Source organism: Mesorhizobium sp. M0500 (assembly GCF_040321165.1).
Lineage (GTDB): Bacteria > Pseudomonadota > Alphaproteobacteria > Rhizobiales > Rhizobiaceae > Mesorhizobium.
In genome coordinates, this window is record NZ_JAMYRB010000001.1 from 245,106 (window position 1) to 262,098 (window position 16,993).

The following is a 16,993-nucleotide window of genomic DNA, read 5'->3' on the forward strand; positions in this document are numbered from 1 at the left end:
GCGTGGAACACACCTCGCTTCTCGAACGCATCCTGCGCGGCATTGCCCTGGCGCTGGTCGTGATCTTCTTCATGTTCCCGATCGTCTGGATCCTGATGATGTCGTTCCAGACCAACGAGACAATCCTGCGGATTCCGCCGCAGCTTGTCTTCGAGCCGACGCTCGCCAACTACACTGCCTTGATCACCGGCAAGCTGATGACGGCGGCCGGCACGCTCGATATCGCCTTCATGCGCAACCTCTGGAATTCCGTCTTCCTGTCGGTCACCTCGGTTGCCGTCGCGTTGCTGCTCGGCGTTCCGGCGGCCTACGCCTTTGCGCGGCACAAATTCCGCGGCTCGGAGGACATTGCCTTTACGCTGCTGTCGTTCCGGTTTGCGCCGGCGCTGCTGGTGCTCCTGCCGCTCACCCTCTATTTCCAGAAGCTCGGGCTGGCCAACACCTATATCGGGCTGATCTGGGTCTATCAGCTGATCTGCCTGCCGTTGATCCTGTGGATCGTGCGCGGCTATTTCGAGGACATTCCCGCCGACATCGAATACGCCTACCGCATTGCCGGACATTCCTGGTTTGCCACCTTCCGCAAGATCGCGCTGCCGCTCGCCGGCCCAGGCATTGCCGCTGCCGGTCTGCTCGCCTTCATCTTTGCCTGGAACAATTTCGTTTTTGCGCTGGTGCTCGCCTCGGCCGACAAGCAGCCGGTGACGGTCGGCGCGCTCGCCTTCATCACCTCCTCGGGCATCCAGTACGGCCAGATCTCGGCGGCGATCGTGCTGTCGATCACGCCAACGCTGGCGCTCGCGCTCTATGCGCAACGCTATCTCGTCGAAGGCCTGTCGCTTGGCGCGGTGAAAGGATAGTCCGATGGCAAGCCTCGAACTGCGAAACATCGTCAAGCGCTATAAAAGCCAGACTGTTCTCGACAATCTGTCGCTGACCGTCGCCGACGGCGAAACGCTGGTCCTGTTCGGGCCGTCCGGCGCCGGCAAGACCGTGCTGCTGCGGCTGGTGGCCGGCGTCATCGACCCCGACGAGGGAAAGATACTCATCGGCGGCGAGGACATGACCGATCTCGACGCCGAGTTCCGCGGCGTCGGCATGGCATTTCAGAACTTCGCGCTGTTCCCGCATATGACGGCGTTCGATAACATTGCGACGCCGCTGCAGGCGAAGCACTCATCGCAAGGCACGATAAAGACCGGCGTCGAGAGCGTCGCCAAGCTGTTGAAAATCGGCCATGTGCTCAGCCACAAGCCACGGGCGCTGTCCAACGGCCAGAAGCAACGCACCGCACTTGCCCGCGCCCTGGTCGGCTCGCCGCCGCTGCTGCTGCTCGATGATCCCTTGCGCAACGTCGATGCCAAATTGCGCTTCGAAATGCGGCTGGAATTGCCAAGACTGCTGGCGGATCGTGGCGCGACCGTCATCTATGTCACCCAGGACTACAAGGAAGCGATGGCGCTCGGCGACCGCATCGCGGTGATGTCGCAGGGCGTCGTCAAACAGCTCGGCACGCCCGAGCAGATCTATCGCGAGCCGGCCAACGTCGAGATTGCCCGGCTGTTCGGCGACCCGACCATCAACCTTCTGGACGTCAAGCCGGCGCGGGACGCCAAGGGCATCTATGTCGGCCTGTCCAACGTCCAGGTCCATCTTGCCGGCGCGCATGAGGCGGCGGTCGGCCGCGACTGCGTGATCGGGCTGCGGCCGGAGGCGCTGGCGTTTGTCGATGAACGCACGCCCGGCGCCATCCCGGTGACGGTCGAGGCCGAGACGCCGCTCAACGAGAAGATCGTCACGCTGGTGCGCACCGTGCGCGGCCGTGAAATCCTGGTTTCGCGTCCGTCCGGGACACCGGGCCAATCCGAGGGCAAGGTCTACATCGCCGTCGACAGCAAAAGCGCCCTGCTGTTCGATCGCACAAGCGGCGAGCGCATCGGCTCGAAAAACGTCGTCAATTTGCGCAGTGGAGAAGCGGCATGAGCCCGAGCGCAATCACCGTTTCGGGCGTCGACAAGTTCTACGGCCCGATTGATCGCGGCGTGCACGCCGTCAAGAACCTGACGATGGAAATCGCCAAGGGCGAGATCGTGGCGCTGCTCGGCTCGTCCGGCTGCGGCAAGACGTCGACGTTGCGCATGATCGCAGGCTTCGAAGAGGTCTCGCGCGGTAGCATCTCGGTTGCCGGCCGCAAAGTGCACATGCTGCCTCCGGTCAAGCGCAACGTCGCGATGGCCTTCGAGGGCTATTCGCTCTATCCGCCGCTGACCGTGCGCGAGAACATGGCCTTCGCCCTCAAGGCTGCCAGGCTGGCGAAGAGTGCGGTCGATGCAAAGGTTGCCAATATCGCCAAGTTGCTTGAGATCGAGGACATTCTCGAGCGCTATCCGAGCTCGATCTCCGGTGGCCAGCAGCAGCGCGCCAGCCTCGGCCGGGCGCTGATCCGCGAGGCCGACCTGCATCTGCTGGACGAGCCGATGGGCCAGCTCGAGCCGCAGCTTCGCGCCGTGCTGCGCGGCCGCATCAAGCATTTCATCAAGGAGCGCGGCCTGACCGCGATCCTGGTCACCCACGACCAGACCGAGGCCAATGCGCTGGCCGACCGCATCGCCGTCATGGAGGGCGGCGTGCTGCAGCAGTTCGATACGCCTGACAGGCTCAAGGAGCGGCCGGCAAACCTGTTCACCGGCACCTTCGTTGGCGAGCCGCCGATGAATGTCTTCGAGGCCTATGTCGGCACGGCTGCCGGCAAGATCAGTCTCAAGCTGCCCGACGGGCTTTCGCTCGACTACGACAAGGATGCGTTCAGCGGCCCGGTTCGCGACGAATTGCTCAACCGGCAGCGCGTCGTCATCGGCGTCAGGCCCTATGCGGTCCGCCGCTCGAAGGATGGTGTGCCGGCGACGGTTTCGGCCAATCAATGGCTCGGCGACCAGACCCATATCGCCGCCGATTTCGCCGGCGGTTCGCTGGTCCTGGTCGAACATGACCGAACCCGCTTGGAGCTTGGCGCGCCGATCAAGATCAGCATCGATCCGAAAAACCTTCACGTCTTCGATCAGGCGAGCGGCAATGCCATTTCGCACGGCACGGAGCTTGCTTGATGCAGGATGTGCTGATCGGCATCGACGCCGGCACGTCTGTCATAAAATCCGTCGCCTTCGACACGGCGGGCAGGCAGATCGCGTCCGCCGCGCTGCCCAATAAATACGAGACACTGCCGGGCGGCGGCGCCGAGCAGGACCTGACACGCACCTGGGCCGATACCGCGACGACCTTGCGCGAGCTTGCCGATAAGGTGCCGGATCTCGCCAGCCGGACCATTGCCATCGCCGTGACCGGGCAGGGCGACGGTACCTGGCTGATCGACAAGGATGGCGAGCCGGTTGCCAAGGGCTGGCTGTGGCTCGACGCGCGCGCTGCCGCGGTCGTCGAGGAGATCCGCGCGCGGCCGGAGGACCGGCTGCGCTTCGAAAAGACCGGCAGCGGGCTCGCTGCCTGCCAGCAGGGATCGCAGTTCGTGTTCATGAAGCGCCACATGCCCGCGATGCTTGCCAATGCAGCGACGGCGTTCCACTGCAAGGACTGGCTCTATTTCAAGTTGACCGGCCACCGCGCCACCGACCCGTCCGAGGGCACCTTCACCTTCGGCGACTTCCGCACGCGCGGCTATTGCGATGATGTGCTCGAGGTACTCGGCGTCACCGATCTCCGGCATCTGTTGCCGCCCATCGTCGATGGCACCAGGCAAAGCACCTCGCTGTCGGTGGCAGCAGCCGATGCGACTGGCCTGCTCGCCGGCACACCGGTCGTTCTGGCCTATGTCGATGTCGCCTGCACGGCGCTCGGCGCCGGCCTGTTCGATCGCGAACGCAAGCCGGGATGCTCGATCATCGGCTCCACCGGAATGCATATGCGGCTTGCCGAAACGCCGGACGAGGTTCTGCTCAACGAGGCTGCAACCGGCTACACGATGACGATGCCGGCACCCGGCGTCTTTGCGCAGATGCAGTCGAACATGGCGGCAACGCTCAATATCGACTGGGTCCTTGGCCTCGCCTCCGGCATTCTCGCCTCGCAAGGTATTACGCGGACCAATGGCGAGATGATCGCGCTGGTCGACCAGTGGATATCGTCGTCCGAGCCAGGCTCGCTGCTCTACCAGCCCTATGTCTCGGAGGCCGGCGAGCGCGGGCCGTTCGTCGATGCCAATGCCAGGGCCGGCTTCATCGGCATTTCGTCCAGGCACGGCTATGCCGACATGGTCCGCGCGGTGTTCGAGGGGCTGGCTTTCGCGGCACGCGATTGCTACGCCGCCATGGGGCCACTGCCCAAGGAAATCCGCCTGACCGGCGGAGCGGCCAGGAGCCCGGCTCTGCGCAAGATCCTGGGTGCTGCGGTCGGAGCCGACATTCGCACCAGCGAACGCGAGGAGGCCGGTGCTGCGGGCGCCGCAATGATTGCTGCGGTCTGCGTCGGCCAATACGCATCGATGGACGATTGCGTCAGCGAATGGGTCACGCCTTTGCTCCGTACGGCCGAACCCAGCGATCGGAAACTTGCCGCTGCCTATGAGGCGATGGCTCCGTCCTACACATTGGCGCATGAGGCGCTGCGGCCGGTCTGGCGCTCGATGGCCGCGTCCAGGCAAACCGACGTGAATTGAGAAGAGCATGCCCAAGAAAATTGCGATCATCGGCGACCGCTTCATGCTTCCGGAAGTGTTTCGCGAGAAAATCGAGGCGGCCTGCGGCGACAATCTCGACATCCGCAGCATTGAGACCGCTTGGCCCGACGAGCCGATGCAATTCGGCAATGCCGCGCTTGGTCTGGACAAGGTCAAGGAGTATTTCGGCGATCCCGACGAGGTGGTGGATTTCATCGGCGACGCCGAAATCTTCGTCACCCAGCTTGCGCCGCTCTCCGAAAGCATGATGCAGCGCCTGCCCACGCTCAAGCTGGTTGCGGTCTCGCGCGGCGGACCGATCAACATCGACATGGCCGCCGCCAAGGCCCACGGCATTACCGTTGTCAATGTGCCCGGCCGCAATGCCAGCGCCGTAGCCGAGTTCACCATCGGCGCCATTCTCGCCGAAACGCGGCTGATCCGCGTCGGCCACGAAGCCTTGCGCAAGGGCGAGTGGCGCGGCGATCTCTACCGCGCCGACCGTACCGGCCGCGAGCTCAACGAAATGACCGTCGGCGTCATCGGCTACGGCAATATCGGCACCAGGCTGGTACGGCTGCTGCGCGCCTTCGGCTGCCGCATCCTGGTCTGCGATCCCTATGTGCAATTGAACGCCGAGGACCGCAATGCCGGGGTCGAACTGGTTGCGCTGGACGATCTCCTATCGCGCTCCGATGTGGTCACGCTGCATTCCCGGGTCACCGAGGAGACGCGCGGCCTGATCGGCAAGGACGCCATCGCCCGGATGAAGCCCGGCCTGATCTTCGTCAATACCGCGCGCGGACCGCTGGTCGACTACGATGCGCTCTACGAGGCGCTCGTCTCGGGACACATCGGCAGTGCTATGCTGGAGACGTTCGCCGTCGAGCCAGTGCCTGCCGACTGGCCGCTGTTGCAACTGCCGAACGTGACGCTGACGCCGCATATCGCCGGCGCGTCGGTACGCACCGTGACCTACGCGGCCGAGCAGGCGGCCGAGGAAGTGCGCCGCTTCATCGCCGGTCTGCCTCCGGTCAATCCATGCTGACGACAGGGCATAGAGCGAGATGAGCGGTGAAACCGAAATCGTCGACCTCTTCGTCATCGGCGGCGGCGTCAATGGCGCCGGTATCGCGCGCGATGCGGCAGGCCGGGGGCTGTCGGTCATTCTTTGCGAAAAAGACGATCTCGCCGAGGGCACCAGTTCGCGATCGGGAAAGCTCGTTCATGGCGGTTTGCGCTATCTCGAATATTACGAGTTCCGCTTGGTGCGGGAGGCGCTGATCGAACGCGAGGTGCTGCTCGAATCCGCGCCGCACATCATCTGGCCGATGCGCTTCGTGCTGCCGCACAGCCCCGATGACCGGCCGGCCTGGCTGGTCCGGCTCGGCCTGTTCCTCTACGACCATCTTGGCGGCCGCAAGCGGCTGCCGGCCACGCGTACGCTCGACCTGCGCACCGCGCCCGAAGGCGCGCCGATCAAGGACGCCTTCAAGCGCGGCTTCGAATATTCTGACTGCTGGGTCGATGACGCTCGCCTGGTCGTCATCGACGCGCTCGACGCCGCTGAGCGCGGAGCCAGGATATTCACCCGCACCGCCTGCATAGCCGCCCGTCGCGAAAACGGCCTGTGGTCGATCGAGATGCGCGACGGTCGAACCGGCGTCAGGACCACAGTCCGGGCACGGGCGCTGATCAACGCCGCCGGACCCTGGGTCGACGACGTCATCAACCGCGTCGCCGGCCAGAATTCCAGGCGCAACGCGCGCCTGGTCAAGGGCAGCCACATCGTCGTGCCAAAATTCTGGGAAGGGCGGCAGGCCTATCTCGTTCAGAACAGCGACAAGCGGGTGATCTTCATCAATCCCTATCAGAACGATCTGGCGCTGATCGGCACCACTGACATTCCCTATGACGGGCGGCCGGAGGACGTGACCGCCGATGCGAGCGAGATCGATTACCTGATCAAGGCAGTCAATCGCTACTTCAAGCGCCAGCTCGCACGAAGCGACGTCGTCTACTCGTTTTCCGGCGTCAGGCCGCTCTATGACGACAATGCCGACAATCCGAGCGCGGTGACCCGCGATTACATATTCGAACTCGACGCACCGGCTGGGCAGGCGCCGCTGCTTTCGGTCTTCGGCGGCAAGATCACCACCTTCCGCAAATTGGCCGAGCACGCGCTCGACCGTATCGCCCCGTTCTTTCCGAAAATGGGCAAGCCGTGGACCTCGAAAGGGCACCTGCCGGGCGGCGATATCGCCAATGCCGATTTCGAGCAGTTTCTGGGCGACCTCGGCCATGAATTTCCCTGGATGCCGGCATCGCTGGTCAAGCATTACGGCAGGCTCTACGGCACAAGGACGCGCGATCTGGTCGGCGCGGCCACCTCGCTCGCCGAACTGGGCCGGCGCTTCGGCAAGGATTTTTTCGAGCGCGAAGCCAATTACCTGTTCGAGCATGAATGGGCCGAGACCGCCGCCGATATTCTCGAAAGGCGCACCAAGCACGGCCTGCATCTGTCCGCCGCGGAAAGAACCGCCTTCGAGGACTGGTGCTCGAGCCGGCTGGCAAAGGCCGGCTGATGGCCTTTACGCTTTCGCTCAACACCAATCCGCTGGTCAACCGCTTTGCGGAGCCGGACGACCTGATCGACGCGATCGCCTATCAGATCGGTATCAGGGACGTCCAACTCACCCATGAATTCGTCAATCCCGGCTGGCCGGCGGCGACGATCGCCAAATTCGTCCGCCTGTTCCGCTCCGCGCTCAACCGCACCGGTGTGCGCGTGACCTCCGCGATGACCGGCCCTTACGGCCGGCTCAATCATTTCGGCCATCCCGATGCCGACGTGCGGCGCTACTACGTCGACTGGTTCAAGACCTTTTCAGAAGTTTCGGCCGAGCTCGGCGCCGCGGGCATGGGCACGCAATTCGCGATCTTCACCCACCGGGATTACGACAATCCTGAACGTCGCGCGCGGCTTTTCGACATCGCGCTGGAATGCTGGCGCGAGGTCGCCGAGCATGCCAAAGCAGCCGGCTTGACCTACCTGTTCTGGGAGCCGATGTCGGTCGGCCGCGAATTCGGCCATACGATCGAAAGCTGCCGGGCACTGCAGCGCGAGATCGAAGCGGCCGGCATGGCCGTCCCGCTCAAGATGATGGTCGACATCGACCATGGCGACGTGACCTCGAGCAATCCGGCGGACACCGACCCTTATGCCTGGGCCGAAGCCTTTCCCAGGCAATCGCCGATCATCCACGTCAAGCAGTCGTCGATGAACAAGGGCGGCCATTGGCCGTTCACTGCGACCTACAACAACGACGGCCGTATCACGCCGGAAAAGCTCCTTCAGACAGTGCGTCGCGGCGGCGGCGTCGACAACGAGATCTGCCTGGAATTGTCGTTCCGCGAGCGCGAGCCCGTCGACCACGAGGTCATCGCCATGATCCGCGAGTCGGTCGACTACTGGGCAACATTTATCGAGACCGGCAGGGCCGATCTCTTGCCGCGAGCATGATCGGATGAGCAGGAGCTGAGGCAGCTCCTGCTCAGAACCGGAATACGTCAGCCAAATTTCGGATCGAGGCTTCCGGACTTGTAGCGCTTGGCCATTTCCGACAGCGGCAGCGGCTTGATCTTCGGTGCGTTGCCGGCGGTGCCGAACTGCTCGAAGCGCTCCTTGCACAGCTTCCGCATCGCGGCCATTGCCGGCGTCAGATATTTGCGCGGATCGAATTCGCTCGGGTTCTCGGTCAGCACCTTGCGGATTGCGCCGGTCAGCGCCATGCGGTTGTCGGTATCGATATTGATCTTGCGCACCCCGTGCTTGATGCCGCGCTGGATCTCTTCGACCGGCACGCCCCATGTCGGCTTCATCTGGCCGCCATATTTGTTGATGATCTCCTGCAACTCCTCTGGCACCGAGGACGAGCCGTGCATGACGAGATGCATGCTCGGCAGACGGCGGTGGATTTCCTCGATGACGTTCATGGCCAGCACAGCGCCGTCCGGCTTGCGGCTGAACTTGTAGGCGCCGTGGCTGGTGCCCATGGCGACGGCCAGCGCATCGACACGGGTGTCGCGCACGAATTGTTCGGCCTGCACCGGGTCGGTCAGCAGCTGGTCGTGGCTGATGACGCCCTCGACGCCATGGCCGTCTTCCTGCTCGCCGCCGCCCATCTCAAGCGATCCAAGGACGCCGATCTCGCCTTCCACCGAGACGCCGCCCCAATGCGCCATGTCGACGACGCGGCGGGTGATGCCGGAATTATAGGCGTAGTCGGCCGGCGTCTTGCCGTCTTCCCTCAGCGATCCGTCCATCATCACGGAGGTGAAGCCGTGCTGGATCGCGGTGACGCAGGTCGCTTCGTTGTTGCCATGGTCGAGATGCATGCAGACCGGGATATCGGGATGGATTTCGACCAGCGCGTCGATCAGCTTGGCCAGCACCACATCGTTGGCGTAGGCTCGCGCGCCGCGGCTCGCCTGCAGGATAACCGGCGATTTGGTCTCCTCGGCTGCCTCCATGATGGCGAGGCCCTGTTCCATATTGTTCATGTTGAAGGCAGGCACGCCGTAGCCGTATTCGGCGGCATGATCGAGCAATTGTCTCAGTGTGATGCGAGCCACTCAGTAGTCTCCCGTATCCGGTTTCGAGCCAGTGTTTGCGGGCCGTTCGGTTGTCGTCGAGCCCCTGATGCTTCTGGCCGGATTTCCGCGGCACCGCAACCGCTGGGCGCTCGGCCGGCAGCAATTCTTGTTACAGGACGCGAGCAGAAGCGTCATGATATCCCATGGAGATATAACATTATCACAAAAAATTTGGTGGCTTGTGCGACGTTTGCTGTTATATCTCGGAACCGGATTGCACGAGGAAGCCGCGGAAATGAAGAGCGACGGCCGTCGGCAAGGCATCATGGATTTTCTGATGGACATCGGCACCGCCAGTGTCGACGATCTTGCCTCACGCTTCGGCGTGTCAAAGATGACTGTCCACCGCGACCTCGACGAGCTCGAGGAAAGCGGCTTCCTGCGCAAGGTGCGCGGCGGCGCCTCGATCCAGCCGAGCAGCCTTTTCGAGAGCGATTTCCGCTACCGCCAGCGGCTGGCCGGCGACGAAAAGAAGCGCATCGCCGCCGCTGCCGTGACGATGATCGAACCGGGTCAGACGGTGATCATCGACGACGGCTCAACCGCGGGCGGCGTTGCTCGGCATCTTGCCGATCTGCGTCCGCTGACGGTGATCTCGAACAATCTGGCTGTCATCCAGGATTTGGCGGGCGTTGCCGGCATCAACCTGATTGCGCTCGGCGGCCAATACAACAAGAAGTTTCACGGCTTCTTCGGCCTGCTCGCCGAGGACACGCTGAAATCATTGCGCGCCGATGTCGCGTTCCTGTCGTCATCGGCCATCCATGGTGCCTCTGCCTTTCACCAGGATCAGGAAGTGGTCCAGACCAAACGGCTGATGATGGCCGCAGCAGCGCGCAAATATCTGCTGGTCGATCATGGGAAATTCGGCCGCACTGCCTTGCACTTCCTGACAGATCTCAAGGCCTTTGACACGGTCTTCACCGGCCGCGAGCCGCAGCCGCAGATGCGCGCCGCGCTGGATGGTGCCGGCGTTTCGCTGACAGTGATCGCAGAATAGGAGGGCACGCATGGTTTATTGGGTCGGCACCAGCTGGAAAATGAACAAGACGCTCGCCGAGGCGATGGCTTTCGCCGAGGCGCTGGCGGAGTTCGTCCCCGGTTTCGACGAGCGCATCCAGCCTTTCGTCATCCCGCCCTTCACGGCGATCCGCGAGGTCAAGAAAGCGCTGTCGCCGACGCGCATCAAGGTCGGCGCGCAGAACATGCATTGGACCGACGCCGGCGCCTGGACCGGCGAGATCTCGCCGGTCATGCTGAAAGACTGCGGGCTCGACATGGTCGAGCTCGGCCACAGCGAACGGCGCGAGCATTTCGGCGAGACCGACAAGGCTGTCGGGCTGAAGACTGCGGCGGCGGTGAAGCACGGTCTCGTGCCACTCATCTGCGTCGGCGAGACCTTGGCTCAACGCGACAGCGGGCAGGCCGCTGCGGTGCTGGCCTTGCAGGTGCACGGCGCGCTGCAGTTTCTCGAAGGCGCGGCGAAGGCGGCGACGATCCTGTTTGCCTATGAGCCCGTCTGGGCGATCGGCGACAAGGGCGTGCCGGCCAGTTCGGACTATGCCGACAGGCAGCAGGCGCTAATCAAGAAAATCGCACGCGACCTGCTGCCGATGGTGCCGCCGGTGCTTTATGGCGGCAGCGTCAATCCGCAAAATGCCGCCGAACTGGTCGGCCAGCCCAACATCGACGGCTTGTTCATCGGCCGCTCGGCCTGGCAGGCGGACGGCTATGTCGACATCCTCAAGCGCGCCTCGGCGGCGATCTGAATCATCAAACAGGAAGGAAACGGAACATGAAAATTGCCATTGGAGCTGATAGCGCCGGCAAGCCGCTGCTCGACGTCATTGCCGCTCACCTCGCTACCAAGCCCGGCCTCACGGTTAGCGACCTCAGCCAGTCGGGCTACTATGCCGACCTGTCACAGAAGCTCGCGCAGACCATCCTGGACGGCGAAAACGATCGCGGCATCCTGTTTTGCGGCACCGGCATCGGCGTATCCATATCCGCCAACAAGGTGCCCGGCATTCGCGCCGCACTCACCCACGACACCTATTCGGCAGAGCGCGCCGCGAAATCCAACAACGCCCAGATCATCACCATGGGCGCGCGCGTCATCGGCCCGGAACTGGCCAAGTCGATCGTCGACGCCTGGCTCGCATCGGAATTCGATGAGAAGGGACCATCGGCCGGCAATGTCCAGGCCATCGACAGGCTCGACGCGGCGAAGCGGGGCTAAGCCAGACTGTTCCGCATCGCCCTGATGATCGTCACGGCCGACGCGGCGCCGGGGTCCATATGCCCGAGCGAGCGCTCGCCGAGCCGCGATGAGCGGCCCTTGGCGGCGATCATGTCCTTGGTCGCCTCGGCACCTCGTTCGGCCGCTGCAAGTGCAGCCTCCAGGCTCTCGGACAGGCTCTTGCCGGCTTCCTGCGCGGCACCCGCTGCTTGCGCCGCCGGCAGCCAGGCGTCGACCATGGTCTTTTCGCCGAGCTCGGCCTTGCCGCGATCCTGGATGCCTTGCGCCATCGCCCGGAGCATGGCGATGATGTCAGCGTCCTCCAGAATTGCCTTGCCTTTGACGGCGGCGGCACCGCGCATGAAGGCGGTCGCATAGAGCGGGCCTGACGAGGCGCCGACCGCGTTGAGGAAGGATTTCGCCGCAGTGTTGAGCAGCGCCGTCGGCTCGGTCGCCGCGAGGTCGAGTTGCGCTAGTGCATCGCGCGCAGCACTGAAGCCTAGTGCCATGGCGATGCCATGGTCGGCGTCGCCGATGACGCCGTCGAGTTGGCAGAGCCTGTCCTTGTCGGCGTCGATCGCCGCCGCGATCTCATCGAACATTCTTTTCAAGCCGACTGAATCGATCGAGGTCATGATGCTTTCTCAGCCGGCGCGGAACATGGCGCAGTCGCAAGGATGGTCGAGCATCGCCTGCAACTCGCCGTCGAGATGCATCAGCGTCACCGAGGCGCCGGCCATTTCGAGAGAGGTGCAGTAATTGCCGACCCAGGTCGCGTGGACGGAAACGCCGATCTCGTCGAGCCTCTGCTTGACCCGCCGATTCATGATGTAGAGTTCCATCAGCGGCGTCGAGCCGAGCGAATCGACCAGCACCGCGACCTTGTCGCCGCGCGCCGGCGCCATCTCGTCGAGGATATTGTCCAGCATCTCGTCTGTGATCTCGTCGGCGGTTTTCAATTTTCCGCGCGCGATGCCTGGCTCGCCATGGATGCCCATGCCGATCTCCATCTCGTCCGGTCCGATCTCGAAATTGGGCCGGCGGGTCTGCGGCAACGAGCAGGGCGACAGCGCCACGCCCATGGTGAAGGTGTGATCGTTGGCCTTCCTGGCGATGCGCTCGCACTCGTCGAAAGAGAGCATTCGGTCGCAGGCGGCACCGGCGGCCTTGAAGATGAAGAAATTGCCGGCGACGCCGCGTCGCTTCTGCCTCTGGTCGCGTGGCGCCGAGGCGACATCGTCGGTGGTCAGCACGGTACGCACCTCGATGTCGTCCATTGCCGCCATTTCGGCGGCCATGTCGAAGTTCATCACGTCGCCGGCATAGTTGCCGTACATGAACAGCACGCCGGCGCCACCGCTGGCCGCCTTGGCGCATTCGAGGATCGGGTCCGGCGGCGGCGAGGCGAAGACATTGCCGATCGCGGCCGCGTCAGCCAGCCCCTTGCCGACGAAGCCGAGGAAGGTCGGCTCATGGCCCGAGCCGCCGCCGATGACAAGGCCGACCTTGTCTGGGCGCGGTCCGTCGCGGGCGATAATGGCGCGCGGACTGCCGTCCGCGCTTCTGAGGTGGCGCGGATGCGCAGCCAGGATGCCCTCCAGCATCTCGTCGACGGAGCGATTGCCGTCATTGATGATCTTCTTGGTCTGCACCGGCATCCTCCTGCTTCGTGAGATACTACAGCGCCTTACCGGGATTTCCACCCGGCGGTGGAGGTTTCACGCCGCGATGTGTTCGCGTGCTGCCAGCAGTTGCACGCAGGCACTGGCCGCCTCTTTGCCCTTGACCTTGAAATGCTCGAAGAAGAAGCGGTGATGGTCCGCGCTGTCATGGTAGTTGTGCGGCGTCAGCACCGCCGAAAGCACCGGCACGCCAGTCGACAATTGCACATTCATCATCCCGTCGATGACCGCGCTTGCAACAAACTCGTGCCGGTAGATGCCGCCATTGACGACGAACGCGGCGCCGAGGATAGCGGCATAGCGGCCGGTCACGGCAAGCGTCTTTGCATGCAGGGGAATCTCATAAGCGCCAGGCACATCGAAGACATCGACGGCAAAGCGTTTCTCTCCGAGAACCGCCAGTTCCGCCTCGAATGCTTCAACGCATTGGTCGACGATATCGGCATGCCAACGCGCGCGAATGACGGCAACGCGGATCGTTTCATAGTCGTTGTGGGAATGCTGATTCATGGGTCCATCCTTCCGTTTCGAACCAGAATCAGGACGCACGATACGGAGTCCGAACCGCGAAAGCGGACCGTCTTCCATTTCGTTCTCTTCCATCCGGACTGTGACCGTCGGCTCCGGAATCACACCGGATCTGCTGACCCCTCCGGCTAACCGGAAAGCGCTCGCGGGCTTGGGCCCTTACCGCCGGTGGGGACTTTCACCCCGCCCTGAGAACATTGACGGCGTTTGTATGGAAGGGCCGGAAAGCGCTGTCAACCACCGGCGTCGTCGTCGATGGCGCAGAAATAGCGATTCGTTTCGACCTGGTCACCGTTGAGGGCGAGGGAGGAGAGCGTCAAATGGCGATCACCGGTAAGGCAGGCAGCACCTTGTCCAAGGTGATGGGAAATTCACGCACTCGCACGCCGGCCGCGTTGTAAACGGCGTTGGCGACAGCAGCCCCCGCACCGCACACGCCGAGCTCGCCGAGACCCTTTGCGCCAAGCGGGTTGGCCTTGTCGTCGTCTTCCTCGAGGAAGGCGACCTCCATATCGGGGACATCGCCATTGACCGGCACATGATACTCGGCAAGATCGTGATTGACGAAGTGGCCGTAGCGCGGGTCGAGCACCGTCTGCTCCATCAGCGCTGCACCGATCCCCCAGGTCATGCCGCCGATGATTTGCGAGCGCGCGGTCTTGGCGTTGAGGATACGGCCCGCGCCGATCACAGCCAGCATCCGGCGCATCCGGATTTCACCGGTATCGCAATCGACAGCGACCTCTGCGAAATGCGCGCCATAGGAATGCTGCGAATAGGTCTTGTATGACTGGGTGGTGGCGCCCGCGGCTACGGAGCCTTCGGCTTCGAGCCCGTCGGGAGAGATCCCTCGGATAAGATCGGCCAGGCTCGCCGATCGCTGGCCGACCCTGACCTCGCCGTCGGCAAAGCTTGCCTCGGTGGCGTTCGCGCCGCGCAACGGCGAGGCTTCGTTCGACTGCGCCGCCTCCAGGATCCGTTCCTTGAGGACGTTGCACGCATTATACAAGGCCGAACCCGCACTTGCTGCGCCCCAGGACCCGCCGGAGCCGGCGGTACGCGGGAAGCGGCTGTCGCCGAGCTCCACCTTGACGGACGAGATCGGCAGGCCGAGGCTCTCGGCGGCAATCTGGGTCAGGATCGTATAGGTGCCGGTCCCAATATCGGTCATGTCGAGCCGCGCCGTCACCCGACAGTCCCGGTCGATCGCAACCCGCGCCGTCGCCGCGCCGATATAGTTCGGACGGATCGCCGCCGCCATGCCGTGGCCGATAAGCTTGCGGCCCTCCCGAGTTCGGCCCGGTGTCGGGTTTCTCCGCTCCCAGCCGAAACGGCGGGCGCCTTCCTCCATGCAGGCGACGAGATTGCGGGTGGAGAACGGCACGCCGCGCTCGGGATCCTGTGCCGGTTCGTTGCGGATCCTGAGTTCGATCGGGTCCAGACCGGCGCGCTCGGCGAGCTCATCCATGGCGCATTCGAAAGCCAGCATGCCGGGCGCTTCGCCGGGCGAGCGCATCCATTCGCCGCGGTTGATGTCCAGCGGAACCAGGCGATGGCGGGTGAGACGGTTCGGCGCGGCGTAGAGCGAGCGCGCAAAAACTGCCGTTTGTTCGCAGTACTCCTCGAAGCTGGACGTTGCGGACCAGACATCGTGCGCGATCCCGGTGAGCCGCCCGTCAGTGTCCGCGCCGAGACGTACCTGTTGGACCATCTCTGCGCGATGACCGGCATTGGCGAACATCTGTTGTCGCGTCAGCGCGATCTTCACGGGGCGCTGCAGCACCTGCGCTGCAAGTGCGGCCAGGATCGTGTCGGCATGGGCAATCAGCTTGGAACCGAAGCCTCCGCCGATGAAGGGGCTGACGATGCGCACTCGCTCGAGCGGGATGCGAAGCGTGCTGGCGACCCCGGCCCGGAAGTTCGCGAGGGTCTGCGCCGATGTACGGATCGTCAGCTCGTTGCCTGACCAGGCAGCAAGCGTCGCATGCGGCTCCATCGGATTGTGATGTTCGAAGGGGGTCCCGTAGGTGGAATCGATCTTGATCGGCGCCGTCGCAAAGGCGCGCTCGAAGTCGCCGACCACGCTGTCGGTCTCGAAGCCGGCATTGGTCCGCTTTGGCGCGTAGGCGTCGGCGATATGTCCCGGTAGATCGTAGAGGCCCGGCTCCTCGTCATAGCGTACTCTGATGAGGCCCGCAGCAGCGCGTGCCGCCTCGAACGTCTCCGCAACGACCAGCGCGACCGGCTCGTCGTAATACCGTACTCGATCGCTGTTGAGCGCGGGCCGGGGGCGCGTGAAGACCTCCGGCACCGTTGGCGTGACCGTTGGGCCGAAATCCGGCTGGGCCGGCGCATTGCGGTGCGTGATGACGAGCAGCACTGCCGGCGCCCGTTCGGCTTCGGTCGTGTCGATCTCGGCGATGCGGCCCTTGGCGACGGAGGCGCCGAGAATGTAGCCATAGGCTGTACCATCCAGCTCATTCTCGTAAGCGTATGTGGCGCCGCCCGTCACTTTGAGCGGACCGTCGATGCGGTCGATCGGCCTCCCGATGATGCCAGCATCGGCACGAGGTTTCATCCTTGAATGGGTGGCGGAGCCGGGCAGTCCGGGTATGGTCTCGTTCACAAGTCACCTAAAGATTTTTCATCTGGAGTTCGGAAGCATCGAGGCCGCGACGACGCCGCTTCCTCGCACCTTTATGTTCGTCGCGCGGCGGCCGGAGCTCACGCGGCGATCTCGCCGAAATACTCGCGAAATTCGACCAGCCTCCCTGTCGGGCCGGCCCGGATGAGGATCGCATGCAGGCCAGTGTAGGGCGCGCCACCGATTGTCCCGCTCCCGCGGTCGCAGACGATGACCCAGTCGGCGGCGAAGAGCTTGAGATCGACGGTCGATTTCGTGATCCTGTTTCCCTGCGCCTGATGCGCGGCGGTCCAGGCTGCGAGTGCCCGCTTGCCTTCCGGTGGTCCGTGTCGGCCTCGTTGCTCGCCGACAGGGAATTGGAAGGTCATCGTCTCATCGCAACAATCAAGGAATGCCGTCCAGTCGCCAGAGGCCCAGCCGGCAAAGAAGGCGTCGACGGCGGCCTCGAGCCCGTGACGAGCTCCCGGGTCGGATGTGGCGCCCCAAGCTGCTGCGGCAGAAACAAAAAGGCCGCCACCCGCGGCGGCAACGGCGCGTCGCGTGAGTTTCATATCGATCTCCTGCTCGTCGCCTGCATC

The 16,993-nt window shown here is 63.9% G+C and carries 16 protein-coding genes and 1 riboswitch; of the genes, 10 read left to right on the forward strand and 6 right to left on the reverse strand.

The annotated features are described in order from the left end of the window. The first annotated feature begins 2 nt into the window (after positions 1 to 2). Genes NKI70_RS01295 through NKI70_RS01325 form a run of 7 tightly spaced genes read left to right on the forward strand, consistent with a single transcriptional unit; the run spans position 3 to position 8,189 of the window. Positions 3 to 860, forward strand: a complete 858-nt coding sequence (locus NKI70_RS01295) for a carbohydrate ABC transporter permease (protein ID WP_023676025.1) — start codon at positions 3 to 5, stop codon at positions 858 to 860. A 4-nt stretch (positions 861 to 864) separates the two neighbouring features. Continuing rightward, a complete protein-coding gene (locus NKI70_RS01300; protein WP_023676024.1) occupies positions 865 to 1,983 on the forward strand; it encodes an ABC transporter ATP-binding protein in 1,119 nt (372 codons plus the stop codon). Further along, positions 1,980 to 3,104 (forward strand): ABC transporter ATP-binding protein, encoded by a 1,125-nt coding sequence (locus NKI70_RS01305; protein WP_023676023.1) that lies wholly within the window; start codon positions 1,980 to 1,982, stop codon positions 3,102 to 3,104. The genes NKI70_RS01300 and NKI70_RS01305 overlap by 4 nt, the downstream gene beginning before the upstream one ends. Further along, entirely contained in the window at positions 3,104 to 4,666 is a 1,563-nt protein-coding gene (locus NKI70_RS01310; protein WP_023676022.1) for an FGGY-family carbohydrate kinase, read from the forward strand. The genes NKI70_RS01305 and NKI70_RS01310 overlap by 1 nt, the downstream gene beginning before the upstream one ends. Positions 4,667 to 4,673: 7 nt before the next feature. Then, positions 4,674 to 5,714 carry a 2-hydroxyacid dehydrogenase gene (locus NKI70_RS01315; protein WP_352724007.1) on the forward strand — a complete coding sequence of 347 codons (1,041 nt, stop codon included), beginning with the start codon at positions 4,674 to 4,676 and terminating at the stop codon, positions 5,712 to 5,714. 19 nt (positions 5,715 to 5,733) lie between these two features. Then, positions 5,734 to 7,251, forward strand: coding sequence for a glycerol-3-phosphate dehydrogenase (locus NKI70_RS01320; protein ID WP_352724010.1), 1,518 nt, complete (start codon positions 5,734 to 5,736; stop codon positions 7,249 to 7,251). Then, the gene (locus NKI70_RS01325) at positions 7,251 to 8,189 is read left to right on the forward strand and encodes a sugar phosphate isomerase/epimerase family protein (RefSeq protein ID WP_352724303.1); all 939 of its coding nucleotides are present in this window, start codon (positions 7,251 to 7,253) and stop codon (positions 8,187 to 8,189) included. Before NKI70_RS01320 ends, NKI70_RS01325 begins: the two co-directional genes overlap by 1 nt. A gap of 47 nt (positions 8,190 to 8,236) precedes the next feature. Here NKI70_RS01325 and fba read toward each other — a convergent pair whose 3' ends face one another. Continuing rightward, positions 8,237 to 9,301: a class II fructose-bisphosphate aldolase gene (fba, locus tag NKI70_RS01330; protein ID WP_023676018.1), complete on the reverse strand. Its 1,065-nt coding sequence runs from the start codon at positions 9,299 to 9,301 to the stop codon at positions 8,237 to 8,239. Positions 9,302 to 9,557: 256 nt separating this feature from the next. Between fba and NKI70_RS01335 the strand changes: the two genes are divergently transcribed. Genes NKI70_RS01335 through derI form a run of 3 tightly spaced genes read left to right on the forward strand, consistent with a single transcriptional unit; the run spans position 9,558 to position 11,561 of the window. After that, on the forward strand, positions 9,558 to 10,322 hold the full coding sequence (locus NKI70_RS01335; RefSeq protein ID WP_023676017.1) for a DeoR/GlpR family DNA-binding transcription regulator: 765 nt from the start codon (positions 9,558 to 9,560) through the stop codon (positions 10,320 to 10,322). A 10-nt stretch (positions 10,323 to 10,332) separates the two neighbouring features. Further along, positions 10,333 to 11,091: a triose-phosphate isomerase gene (locus NKI70_RS01340; RefSeq protein WP_023676016.1), complete on the forward strand. Its 759-nt coding sequence runs from the start codon at positions 10,333 to 10,335 to the stop codon at positions 11,089 to 11,091. A 26-nt stretch (positions 11,092 to 11,117) separates the two neighbouring features. Then, the gene (derI, locus tag NKI70_RS01345; RefSeq protein ID WP_023676015.1) at positions 11,118 to 11,561 is read left to right on the forward strand and encodes a D-erythrulose-4-phosphate isomerase; all 444 of its coding nucleotides are present in this window, start codon (positions 11,118 to 11,120) and stop codon (positions 11,559 to 11,561) included. Here derI and dhaL read toward each other — a convergent pair. The 5 genes from dhaL to NKI70_RS01370 all read right to left on the reverse strand — a co-directional run bounded on the left by dhaL (position 11,558) and on the right by NKI70_RS01370 (position 16,966). After that, entirely contained in the window at positions 11,558 to 12,196 is a 639-nt protein-coding gene (dhaL, locus tag NKI70_RS01350) for a dihydroxyacetone kinase subunit DhaL (protein WP_023676014.1), read from the reverse strand. The two genes, derI and dhaL, sit on opposite strands and share 4 nt — an antisense overlap. Positions 12,197 to 12,205: 9 nt before the next feature. Then, positions 12,206 to 13,213, reverse strand: a complete 1,008-nt coding sequence (locus tag NKI70_RS01355; protein ID WP_023676013.1) for a dihydroxyacetone kinase subunit DhaK — start codon at positions 13,211 to 13,213, stop codon at positions 12,206 to 12,208. 66 nt (positions 13,214 to 13,279) lie between these two features. Continuing rightward, positions 13,280 to 13,753, reverse strand: a complete 474-nt coding sequence (locus NKI70_RS01360) for a 6,7-dimethyl-8-ribityllumazine synthase (RefSeq protein ID WP_023676012.1) — start codon at positions 13,751 to 13,753, stop codon at positions 13,280 to 13,282. A gap of 77 nt (positions 13,754 to 13,830) precedes the next feature. Next, a riboswitch (FMN riboswitch) is annotated at positions 13,831 to 13,971 on the reverse strand. A gap of 116 nt (positions 13,972 to 14,087) precedes the next feature. Continuing rightward, positions 14,088 to 16,349, reverse strand: coding sequence for a xanthine dehydrogenase family protein molybdopterin-binding subunit (locus NKI70_RS01365; protein WP_352698072.1), 2,262 nt, complete (start codon positions 16,347 to 16,349; stop codon positions 14,088 to 14,090). A 146-nt stretch (positions 16,350 to 16,495) separates the two neighbouring features. Then, positions 16,496 to 16,966: a nuclear transport factor 2 family protein gene (locus NKI70_RS01370; protein ID WP_023676010.1), complete on the reverse strand. Its 471-nt coding sequence runs from the start codon at positions 16,964 to 16,966 to the stop codon at positions 16,496 to 16,498. Positions 16,967 to 16,993: the final 27 nt, after the last annotated feature.